This is a genomic window from Methylobacterium sp. B1 (assembly GCF_000333255.1).
Classification (GTDB): domain Bacteria; phylum Pseudomonadota; class Alphaproteobacteria; order Rhizobiales; family Beijerinckiaceae; genus Methylobacterium; species Methylobacterium fujisawaense.
This window is the reverse complement of sequence record NZ_BACT01000844.1, coordinates 1-1595: the sequence shown is the minus strand read 5'-3', so window position 1 is coordinate 1595 and position 1595 is coordinate 1. Positions and strand designations below refer to the sequence as shown.

General features: G+C 73.2%; 3 protein-coding genes. 1 reads left to right on the top strand and 2 read right to left on the bottom strand.

Features of this window, described 5'->3' with window-relative positions:
• Positions 1-467 (top strand): PAS domain-containing protein (locus tag I53_RS24430; protein ID WP_106428195.1); only part of this gene is annotated, 467 nt, incomplete at its 5' end.
• A gap of 13 nt (positions 468-480) precedes the next feature.
• On the opposite strand, the gene I53_RS24425 is transcribed toward I53_RS24430, so the two are convergent.
• Entirely contained in the window at positions 481-915 is a 435-nt protein-coding gene (locus I53_RS24425) for a heme-binding protein (protein WP_043355601.1), read from the bottom strand.
• Between the two features lie 87 nt (positions 916-1002).
• A partial coding sequence (locus I53_RS24420) for a TRCF domain-containing protein (protein ID WP_043355599.1) occupies positions 1003-1595 on the bottom strand: 593 nt, incomplete at its 5' end.

Here is a 1595-nt window from a genome sequence, read left to right as displayed (position 1 = left end):
GTGCTCGATACGGGCGCGGCGTCTCTCTGGCGGGGGACCCGCGGCTCGCCGGGACGCCGCTGCCGCTTGACGCCGCCCTCGGCCGCATCCACCCGGCGGACCGGGACTGGGTGTTCGGCCGGATCCACCATGTCCGTCGGACCGGCGGACCGGTTTCGCTGGAGTTCCGCATCCTGACCGGGGCGGGCGAGACCCGCTGGATCCTCAACCGCGGCTGCCTGACGCCCGACGCGGACGGCGCGCTGCGGGGACGCGGCGCCTATATCGACGTGACGGATCTCCATCCGCCGTCGGTGCGGGCCGCGGAGGGCAGCGGCGCCGCGCAGGGGGCCGACCTGAACGTCGCGGCCGACCACGGCATCGCGGTCCACGCGGCGCTGGAGCGCCACGGGGACCCTTATCTGAAGACGGTCTCGGAGATGCTGCTCCTCGGGATCGGCCGTGCGCTGGCGCGGCGCGAGCCCTGAGGAATCCGCAGGCTCAGGTGCGCCAGGGATGGGCCGGCAGTTCGGTCTGGCCGATGGCCTTGGCGCCGGCTTCCGCGACGGTGTGGTCGTTCTCCACCGTCGAGCCGCTGACCCCGATGGCGCCCGACATCACGCCGTCGGCGTCGACGATCGGGATCCCGCCCGGGAAGGTGATCAGCCCGTCGTTGGAGTGCTCGATCCCGTAAAGCGGACCGCCCGGCTGGGACAGCTGGCCGATCTGGCCGGTCATCATGCCGAAGAACACCGACGTCTTGGCCTTCTTCTGGGCGATGTCGATGGACCCGACCCAGGCATCGTCCATGCGGTGGAACGCCTTGAGGTTGCCGCCGGAATCCACCACGGCGATGCACATCTGGGTGCCGAGCTCGACGGCCTTCGCCCGCGCGGCCGCGATCGCCGTCTCGGCCTGCTCGATCGTCACGTGCATGGGACACTCCCGTTCGCGTTGTCTGCGCGACAGGCTGTGACGGTTTGAAGCGCCCGGCGCAAGATCGACCGCAGATGGGCGGCGCGCTCAGCCGGCGCGCTCCCGGGCGGCGCGGATGCGCTCCAGGAGGTCGGCCGCCAACGCCGCGCACCCGGCGGAATCCGGGCAGGGCCGCTTCCACACCACCCGTCCCTCGCGCAGGATGACGTCCGCCTCGGCGGCCATCGCGGGCAGCGGCCGGTCCGGCCGCAGATCGGCCGCGACGCCCTGCGGGCCGCCCCGGAGCCGGGCGACGCCCAGCGCGCAGCAGGATGCGCGCAGCCGCGCGAGGTCGAACAGGGCGAGCACCGGCGCGGGGGCCGCGCCGAACCGGTCCTCGACCTCGCCGGCCAACGCCTCGATCGCCTCGGGATCCTGCAGGCGCAGGAGGCGCGTGTAGAGGCTGAGGCGGATCTCGGGCTCGGGGACGTAATCCTCGGGAATGCGGCTCGGCAGACCGAGTTCGATCTCGGGGCTCCAATCCTCGGCGCGCTCGCCCTTGGCGGCGGTGAGCGCCAGCTGCAGCAGGTGCTGGTAGAGGCCGAGCCCGACGAGCTTGGCGTGACCCGCCTGATCCTCCCCGACGAGGTCGCCGGCGCCGCGCAGATCGAGGTCCCGGGCGCTGACCGCGAAGCCGGCGC